5 protein-coding genes and 1 pseudogene are annotated in these 9,291 nt (G+C 74.4%); 4 read left to right on the top strand and 2 right to left on the bottom strand.

All coding sequences use genetic code 11. The features are described from left to right. Window positions 1-1,136: pseudogene (locus AB0B33_RS46660) on the top strand (hypothetical protein); the annotation flags it as partial. Here AB0B33_RS46660 and AB0B33_RS46655 read toward each other — a convergent pair. Then, window positions 1,117-1,377 (bottom strand): hypothetical protein, encoded by a 261-nt coding sequence (locus AB0B33_RS46655; RefSeq protein ID WP_360784636.1) that lies wholly within the window; start codon window positions 1,375-1,377, stop codon window positions 1,117-1,119. The pseudogene AB0B33_RS46660 and the gene AB0B33_RS46655 sit on opposite strands and share 20 nt — an antisense overlap. 112 nt (window positions 1,378-1,489) lie before the next feature. On the opposite strand from AB0B33_RS46655, the gene AB0B33_RS46650 reads away from it, so the two are divergent. From AB0B33_RS46650 to AB0B33_RS46640, 3 genes are all read left to right on the top strand, one after another. Beyond that, window positions 1,490-1,627 (top strand): hypothetical protein, encoded by a 138-nt coding sequence (locus AB0B33_RS46650; RefSeq protein ID WP_360784633.1) that lies wholly within the window; start codon window positions 1,490-1,492, stop codon window positions 1,625-1,627. A 65-nt stretch (window positions 1,628-1,692) separates the two neighbouring features. Beyond that, window positions 1,693-4,704, top strand: a complete 3,012-nt coding sequence (locus tag AB0B33_RS46645; RefSeq protein WP_360784630.1) for a BTAD domain-containing putative transcriptional regulator — start codon at window positions 1,693-1,695, stop codon at window positions 4,702-4,704. Between the two features lie 47 nt (window positions 4,705-4,751). Continuing rightward, window positions 4,752-5,234, top strand: a complete 483-nt coding sequence (locus AB0B33_RS46640) for a hypothetical protein (RefSeq protein ID WP_360784627.1) — start codon at window positions 4,752-4,754, stop codon at window positions 5,232-5,234. Here the strand turns inward: AB0B33_RS46640 and AB0B33_RS46635 are convergent. After that, window positions 5,227-9,291, bottom strand: a 4,065-nt coding sequence (locus AB0B33_RS46635; protein WP_360784625.1) for an RHS repeat-associated core domain-containing protein, incomplete at its 5' end; no start/stop codon positions are given. The genes AB0B33_RS46640 and AB0B33_RS46635 overlap by 8 nt on opposite strands.

Below are 9,291 nucleotides of genomic sequence, written 5' to 3'. Positions count from 1 at the left end.
ACTCCCACGGACGCGTCTTCTCCTCCGACTACGAAATCGGCCCCGACGGACGCATGCGCCCCCGCATCCCACCCGACGGGGAATGGAACACCCACCACCCCGACGGCTCGACCCACCGGGCCGGCGAGGACGGGTTCGCGCCCGGGGCGCACGACAAGGACGGCCTCGACGCCGACGACGCGCGTGCCCGGGGTGACGATGCCGCCGAGGCGCACAAGAAGAAGGTCCAGCAAGAGCTTGTCGACCGGCTCAACAAGCACGACGAAGAAGCCGAAAAGCTGCTCCGCAAGTACTGGCGGCAGGCCGAGGGGAACGACACCGTCCTGGCGCGGAAGAACACCGACGTCCAGCACGACGGGGCCGAACTCCCCGTGCTCCGCCGGAACGCCGACGGGGATTACGAAATCCACGACCGCCCGACCAACGTCAAGTCCGAGACCATCGACGCCCACCGGCGGGCCGGCGGACGTGACACCGCGCCGGCGCAGCTGCTGGAGGACGCCGACATCCTCGCCGCCGGGCGGCCGCACATCTGGTCCTATTTGGACGAAGCCAACCACGCGGTCCGCGGCACTCCCCTGCCGGACAGCCGCTTCGGCACCGCGCTCGACCGGGTCGACCAGGCCGGGTTCAACGACGTGCAGAGCAACCACTGGAACAACCGGCTGGGCGACCTCGCCGCCGACCACGCCGTCGGCGACGGGCTCGGGCAGCCGGACTTCGCCGACCGGCCGCTGCGCCGCGTCGACGTGCCCGACCGGGGTGCGAACCACTTCGACCAGGTGCACGTGGACCCCGACGGCAACTACGTGGTCGTCGAGGCGAAGGGCCCCTCGGCCGGCTACAACGCCAACGGCGGCTACGAGCAGGGCCATCCCGAGTACGTCCGGAACATCATCGCCAAGATGATCGAGCGCGGCGAACCCGAAGCCGGTCACGCGCGCCTGATGCAGGCGCAGCTCGACGAAGGCAAGCTGCGCTACTTCCACGTCAAGGCCCAGGTCGAGAAGGCGGACCTGACCGGCTACACGGAGGAGCAGCTCAGGGCGATGCCCGCGGCGAAGCGGCCCGCCGACCGGTACGCCGGGTACGTGGTCCAGGAGTTCGACCTCTCCATCACCACGCGGCGGCCGTGACCGGCGGCCCGCCCGGGAAGACGACGGTCGTGCCGGCCGGTTCGCGGAGGGCGTGACACCCGAACACCCCGCGGTCACCGGCGGGGGCGCAGTGGACGCGCGTCCGGATCTCGACCTTCCGCAGCAGCCGGACCGCCGTCGGGGTGGCGGCTTCGGCCACCGGGACCGGGGCGTGGCCGAGGAGCACTGCCGCGGCCAACGCCCCGAGGCACACTCGTCCGGCGATGCCGTGTGTTCGCACGAACGGGACGTTAAAGAGCCGAGCTATCCGTTCCGCATCCCGGGAGCCGGCGCGGATAGCGATCGGATAGCGACCTTCGGGACGCTGTCGGCACGACAAGGGGAGGATCGTCATGGTGAAGAAAGCAGCGGCGTGGGTGCTCGCGCTGGCCGCCGTCGTCGTGTTCGCAACGCCGGTCACGGCGCAGGCCTCGCCGGCCGCGCCGGCCAGTCCGACGTCGGGGTGCGTCGGCTCGAGGACGGGCTGCTGACACCTCCGGGGTGAAGCGGCCCGGTCGCTGTACTCCCGGTCGGCCGCCGGGCGATACTGGCCGGCGTGGGAGTTCAGGGGGTACGGCTCGGGACGCTGCGCGTGGGCATCCTCGGACCGCTGGAGGTGTGGTCGGGCGACCGGCGGCTGAACGCCGGTGGCCGGCGCCAGCAGCGGCTGCTCGCCCTGCTCGCGCTCAACGCCAACCGCTCGCTCCACCCCGGTCAGGTGATCGACGCCCTCTGGGACGAAGCACCGCCGTCGACGGCCCGCAGCCAGGTGTACAACACCGTCGCCAAGCTGCGGGGCGCGCTGGGCGACGCCCGCACGGCCATCGCCACGGACGGCGGGAGCTACCGCCTGGTCGTCGCGGAGGGTGACGTCGACTTCCTGCGCTTCGACCGGCTCGTCACGCAGGCGCGGGAGCGGGCCGCGGCCGACCCGCGAGCGGCGAAGCAGCTGCTCGAGGCGGCACTGGGGCTGTGGCGGGGTGACGCGCTGCCGAGCCTCGAGGGCCGGGTGTTCGCCGACGCCGCCGTCGCCCTCGAGGAACGCTGCCTGGCGGCCCGCGAACTGCTGATCCAGCTGCGCCTCGAGCTGGGTGACACCGGCGGCCTCGCCGCGGAGGTGGCCGGTCTCGTCGCCCGCCACCCCGACCGCGAGACGCTCGTCGCGAAGCAGATGGCCGTCCTGCACGGCGAAGGCCGGACGGCGGAGGCCCTCCAGGTGTACGCGCGGACGAGCGCCCGCCTGGCGGACGAGCTGGGCGTCGATCCCGGACGGGAGCTGAAAGCGCTTCACGAGCGCATCCTCGGCGGTACCCCCGAGCCCGTCGTCCGGCCGGCCGGCGAACGCCGGTACCTGCCGCGGGTCGTCGCCGACTTCACCGGGCGGACGGCGGAAATCGACCGGCTCGTCGGCCTGACCCGCGACGCCGACGGCAGCGCGGTCGTCATCACCGCGCTCGACGGGATGCCCGGCATCGGGAAGACCACGCTGGCGATCCGGGTCGGGCACCTGCTGTCCGAGCGGCACCCGGACGGGCAGCTCTTCCTCGACCTCCACGGGCACACGCCGGGGCAGGCACCGGTGCCGGCCACCGCCGCGCTGGACGTCCTGCTCCGCGGCGCCGGGGTGCCGCCGGAACGCGTCCCGGACGGGCTCGACCGCCGCGCCGAGCTGTGGCGGGCCGCGGTGGCCAGCCGCCGGATGCTGGTGGTGCTCGACAACGCCGCCGACGCCGCCCAGGTCCGGCCCCTGCTGCCGGGCACCCCGGGCGTCCAGGTCCTCGTGACGAGCCGGCGGCGGCTCGCCATGCTGGAAGGCGCGACCACGCTTTCCCTCGACCTGCTCAGCGACGCCGAAGCCGCCGAATTGTTCCGCCGGATCGCCGAGCCGGGCCGCCCGCCGTTCGACCCGGACCTCGTGCGGGAGATCGCGGACCTCTGCGGCCGGCTGCCGCTGGCCATCCGGATCGCGGCGTCGCGGCTGCGAGCGCGGCCGTCCTGGACCCTGGGCTTCCTCGCGGAGCTGCTGCGCAACGAGGACCGCCGGCTCGGCGAACTGGCCGCGGGCGACCGCAGCGTCGCCGCCGCGTTCGCCGTGTCCTACCAGCACCTCGACGCGGCCGAACAGGCCGCTTTCCGGCTGCTCGGGCTGCTGCCGGGCGGGGACTTCGACGCGCCGGCCGCGGCGGCGGTCCTCGGGATACCGCCGTCCGAAGCCGCTCCCCTGCTCGAAGAACTCGTCGACGCGAACCTGCTCGCCCAGCACGCCGCCACGCGTTACCACTTCCACGACCTGCTCCGCCAGTACGCGCACACGACGGCACTCCGGGAGTGCACCGCCGCGGAGCGGCACACCGCGATCCGGCGGCTGCTCACGCACTACCTCGCCCTCGGCCGGGCCGCCGAGCGGGTCCTCGACCCGGGCCGGTCGACCGGCGAGCCCGGGGGCCCGGTCTTCGCGTCCGCCGACGAGGCGCGGGCCGTGGTGGCGGCGGAGCACCGCAACCTGATCGCCGCGCTGCGGGTGGCGGCCCGGCACGAGGTCCCGGACATCGCGTCGGACGTTGCGGCCACCTTCGGGCCCCTGCTCGTCCGGCGCGGCTACCTCGACGACGCGCTCGACGTCTACGAACGCGGGCTCGAAGTGGCCAGGGACCGCGGGACCGAGGCGGTGCTGCACCGGAGCAAGGGGCTGGCGCTCATCGTGGTCCAGCGGCTGGACGAGGCGCTGCGCACCCTGCGTGTCGCGCTCGCCATCGAAGAGGAACGCGGCGACGAACTCGGCGCGGGCCGCGTGCACACCAACATCGGGATCGTGCACATCCGCCTCGGCCACTTCCGCGCGGCGATCCCCACCCTGCTCCGCGCGACGGAACTGGTCGCCGCCGCGGGGACGGCTCGCGACCGGGCGGCGCCCCTGCTCAACCTCGCCGTCGCCCACGCCGGGGTCGAGGACCACGATTCGGCGATCGCCTGCAGCCGGGCCGTGCTGGCCCTGCCCGGCCTCGACAACCCGTACCTCGAGGCCACGGCCCTGCTCAACCTCGGCTACGCGCTCACCGAGCGCGGGGAAACCGAGGTCAGCCTGCCGCTGCTGGAGCAGGCCCGGGCCCGGGCGCGGGAAATCGGCGCCACCGAAGTCGAAGCCCGCAGCCTGGTGTTCCTGGCCGAGTGCTTCCGTGCCCGGGCCCGGTACGAGGACGCGCTCGGGCACGGCCGGACCGCGCTGACCCTCGCCAGGGACATCGGCCACAAGGACGTCGAGAGCGCGGCGCTGACGACGCTCGGACGGATCCACGCCTCGGCGGGCGCGCGGGCGGAGGCGCGCGATTGCTTCGCCGAAGCGCTGCGCCTGACCGGCCGGGACCGCAACAGCCACGCCGACGTGCTGGCCCACGACGGCCTGGCCAGGGTGGCCCGATCCGACGGCGACCTGCGCACGGCGACGGAACACTGGACCGCGGCGCTGCCACTGGCCCGGGCGGCCGGACTCCCGATCGCCGGCCGCATCGCCACCGAGCTCGCCGGGCTCGACGAGCCCGGTGCCCCGGCGGGCCCGCCGGTCAGCTGAAAGCGCCCCCGACCACGACCCCATCCGACGGCGGCCTGCGGGCGGCGGTGGAGCACTGGACCGGCGCCCTGCCACCGGCCCAGGCGGCCGAACTCCCGATCACCGGCCGCATCGCCACCGAGCTCGCCGGGCTCGACGAGCCCGGCGGGCCCGCCGGTCAACTGAAAACGCCCCCGACCACGACCCCATCCGACGCCGCCCTGCGGGCGGCGAAGGAACACTGGACCGGCGCCCTGCCACCGGCCCGGGGCCGCCGAACTCCCGATCACCGGCCGCATCGCCACCGAGCTCGCCGCACTCGCCGGGCTCGACGAGCCCGGCGACCCGGCGGGCCCGCCGGTCAACTGAAAACGCCCCCGACCACGACCCCATCCGACGGCGGCCTGCGGGCGGCGAAGGAACACTGGACCACCGCCCTGCCACCGGCCCAGGCGGCCGAATTCCCGATCACCGGCCGCATCGCCACCGAGCTCGCCGGGCTCGCCGGGCTCGACGAGCCCAATGCCCCGGCGGGCCCGCCGGTCAGCTGAAGGCGCCCGTGAGGGTGTCCATCTTGGTGCCGACCGGCGGGAACTGCGGGAGGAACTTCGGCTCCTTCGCGAAGCCGATGTACTGCTGCAGCTCCGGGGTGAGGCCCTTGTACTCCGCGTTCAGCACCAGGTGGTCGCGGATCGACTTCTCGAACCCGTTGGGCGAGTTCGGGAACTTCACGTTCGGGCTGGCCTCGACCGAGTACTCCACCTTGAGGTTCTGGATGTCGTCCCGGACCTTGTTGTACTGGCTCGGGCTGAAGCCGGCGCGGCCCAGTTCGGCGTCCGTCGGCGGCTTGGCCTTCAGCTGGTCGAGGCGCGTGTTGGCGTTCTTCAACGGGCCCTCGAACTTGCCGGACATGTTCTTGTTCGCCGTCGACGTCAGCGGCGTCATGTTGTCCGACAGACCCGGGCCACCGAGGTTGTCGTTCTGCAGGTGGCCGCGGATCCAGCGGTTCTTGCCGTCCGGCTTGTACCCGTTGACGTTGTTCAGCTCGTTCTGCAGCTCCGGGCTGTAGCTCGAATGCTTGGTGGTCTCCAGGTCCTTGACGTCGGTGAGCTCGCCCGGCTGCGGCTTCGAGCCGCCGGGGCGCGGCGACCCGTCGAGGGTCTGCTTCCCGGACGACGTGCCGCCGCCCTGCGAGGTCGTGCGGCCGCTGACCGGGTCCTTGCTGCCCCACGGCTTGGCGGCCGGGCCCGGCTGGTTCGACGACGTCCCGCCGGAGCTGCTGCCCTTGTTCGGCTTGGTCTTCGGGTACGGCGCCGCCGCCTGGGTGGCCGCCTTCGAGCACTTGCCCGCGTTCGACCGGCCGGAGAACCGGCGCTGGTCGTTCGGGTCTGAGCCGAAGCCCCCCGCGGTGAGGCCGAGCGGGTCGGCCGCCACGAGCGGGTCGCCGACGTAGGTCAGCGGGTTCGGCGCCGGAGCGAGGCCGAGCGGGTCGGGCGAGATGTAGCGGGCGTTCGCCGGGTCGTAGTACCGGAAGACGTTGTAGTGCAGTCCGGTTTCGCGGTCGAGGTACTGGCCGGGGAACCGCAGCGGGGTCTCGGTCGCGCCCGCGCCGGACAGGCCCCACAGGCTCGTCCGCACCGCCCGGACCACGCCGTCCACGCCCACCAGGTCCACCGGCGTGCCCACGTCGTCGGTGACCAGCGCGGCCAGCCGCGTGCGGCCGTCCGGGGTGGTGACCGCCTGCGCCACCGGCCGGCCGTCGTCGGGGTGGTGCACCCACGTCCACGTCTCGACCGGCGCGCCGCCCAGCGTGTGCCGGGCTTCGACCAGCGCGTTGCCGTCCCAGGTGAACTCGACCTGCTCGGCGACCGCGCCCGCCGCGTCCAGCCGCTGCTTCGCGATCCGGCGGTCCAGCGCGTCGTAGTGGTAGCGCCAGTCGGCGCCGTCCGGGGTGCGCACCGCCGTCAGGTGGTCCTGGGCGTCCCAGGTGAACGTCCAGGTCAGGTCGCCGACGCTCCGCCGGACCAGCCGGCCCTGCGCGTCGTGGGCGTAGCGCACCGCGCCGGCCGTCTCCAGCACGCCACCGGTGTAGCGGCGCGGGCCGGCCTCGGGACCGGTCCCCGGGGACGACGACACGAGGTGGCCGAGGACGTCGTAGGCGTAGCGCTCGGCCGTGCCGGGCCGCAGCACCGCGGTGATCCGGCCGGTCGCGTCGAACTCGTACCGCACCGCGCCTTCCGGGTCTTCGCGCGCCAGGACGCTGCCGTCCGGACGCCGGTGGTAGCGCCGGGTCCCGGCGGGCGTCCGCTGCGCCGCGAGCCGGCCCGCGGCGTCGAACTCCTGCTGCACCAACGGGTTCGCCCCGACGGCGACGGCGACCGTGCGCCCCGCGTCGTCGCGCTGCAGCGCCAGGCTGGTGCCCGCGACGTCCAGCAGGTCGGAGTCGGCGGTCCGGTGCCACCGGACGTCCACTCCGGACGGGGTGCGCCGCCGGGTCACCGTTTCGCTGTCGTAGCCGAAGGCCGTGGTGCGGCCGCCGGTGGTCTGCCGGACGACCCGCCCCTCGGCGTCGTGGGCCAGCTCGACCGCGGTGCCCGGGCCGGCGGCGTGCACGAGCCGGCCGACCGGGTCGTAGCGGTAGGTCTCGGTGCCCGCGGCGGAGGTGCGCTCGGTCAGGTTGCCGAGCGGGTCGTAGCGGTACTCGACGACCTCGCCGGCGGCGTTCTCCAGGCGGACCAGCTGCCCGGCGGCGTCGTAGGCGCACCGGGTGACCCGGCCGTCGAAGTCGGACTGCGTGAGCAGCCTGCCCTCGGCGTCGTAGGTGTACTCCCAGGTCCGCCCGGCCGGGTCGAGCACGGCGAGCAGGCGCAGCTCGGTGTCGTAGCGGCGGGTGGTGCGCGCGCCCGTGGGGTCGGCCGTGGCGGTGACCAGCCCGAACGGCCCGCGCTCGGTGACGGTGACGCGGCCGAGCGCGTCGGTGTGCGACGTCTCCCCGCCCTCGCCGTCGTAGGTCCACAGCTGCCGGGCGCCGTCGGCGGCCACGACGGCCCGCAGGTCGCCCTCGACCGTCCAGGTCAGCGCTGTGCGGCCACCGGCCTCGCGCACCGCGCGCGGGCGCCCGAACAGGTCGGGTTCGGCCGGGGCGGCGGGGTCGCGCGGCTGCTCGGCGGTCGACGGCTGCTCGGCGTCCTGGTCTTCGGCCACGCCGAGCGGGTCGGTGTAGGGGTCGGGCAGCGCCGTGGCCGGGTAGCGGCGGCGGAACACTCCCCCGGCGGCCGCGACCTCGATTTCGAGCGCGTCTTCGGTGCGTTCGGTCAGCAGCACGCGGGTGCCGTCCGGGCGCAGCACCGCGCGCAGGATCCCGGCGGCGTCGTGCTCGAACTCCGTGCGCCGCCCGAGCGGGTCGGTGCGGGCCAGCAGGCGGTTGTGCGGACCCCATTCACTGCGCGTGACGCCGCCGAGCTTGTCGGTCTCGGCGACCACGTTGCCCGTCTCGTCGAACTCGAACACCTTCCGGTGCCCCAGCGAGTCGGTGGTCGTGGTGCGGCCTTCGGCGTAGGCGAGGGACCCGTCGAGGTAGCCCTGGTCGCCGACGGTCCGGACGCAGCGGCCCGCCTCGTCGTAGACGTAGCGGTACCAGGCGCCGTTGTGGTCGGTCCAGCCGGTGAGCCTGCCCTCGGCGTCGTGGTCGTAGCGCGCGGGCCGGGGCGTGGAGTTGGTGCGCTGCGCGAGGTGCCCGTACCGGTCGTAGTCGTAGTTCGCGACGGGCACGTCCCCGCCGGGCGAGACGGCCCGGACGGCCCGCACGCGGCCGCCGGCGGTGTCGAACGCGATCCGGGCGCCCGCGGAGTGCGTGAGCAGCAGCGGCGCGCCGGCGGGGTCGCGGTCGAGTTCGAGGAATTCGCCGTCCTCGGTCCGGACTTCGCGCAGCAGCAGCTCGCCGTCACCGGCGGGGGTGAACCGCCGGGCCTGCCCGCGGCCGGGATCGGTGACGACGTAGTCGTCGCCGTCGGCGTGCAGCAGGCGCAGGGGGCCGTGCTGGGAGGTCGTGCCGGCGCCGGGCGCGGGCAGCGGGAACGTCAGCACCATCGCGTCGGCCGAGTGGTAGCGCACCAGGCCGGCGTCGAGGGTCAGCCGCTCGTCGGGCAGCGCCGTCCAGGACGGGCCGAACCAGCGGCCGTCCCGGTAGGAGGACACGTGGTTGCGGGTGACGAGCTCGCCGAGCGCGCCGGGCACCACGAGGTCGACCTCGGTGAACAGCACGTCGCCGGTCGCGACGTCGATCGGGTCGAACTCGCAGACCTTCTCGTCGGGCTCCTTGTTCTTGGCCGGGTCCGGCCCGTCCTTGGGCTTGCCCTTCGGCGTGCCCGAAGGCGTGGTGGAGTTCCCGTCGGGCCCACCCCGGGTCGCGGGCGGCGGCGGTTCCGGGCTCTTCGGCGGCGGCTCGTCGGGGCCCTTCGAAGCCGGCGGCGGGTCGGTCTTGGGCGGGGTGTCGGGCCCCTTGGCACCCGAGGTGTGGGTCCCGTCGTCGGGCTTGCCGTTCGGCCCCTCACCGCCTTTGCCGTGGGGCCCGTCGATGCCCTTCGGGTTGCCGTTGATGTCCGCGTG

The organism is Amycolatopsis sp. NPDC049159, assembly GCF_040648295.1.
GTDB classification, from domain to species: Bacteria; Actinomycetota; Actinomycetes; order Mycobacteriales; family Pseudonocardiaceae; genus Amycolatopsis; species Amycolatopsis pretoriensis_A.
Note: the sequence above shows the minus strand (reverse complement) of the source record. Positions and strands in the feature narration are given on the sequence as shown.

What these genes read in the sequence shown, in the direction of transcription:
- AB0B33_RS46650 (WP_360784633.1), top strand. Translation starts at nt 1,490, where the DNA reads ATGGTGAAGAAAGCAGCGGCGTGGGTGCTCGCGCTGGCCGCCGTCGTC.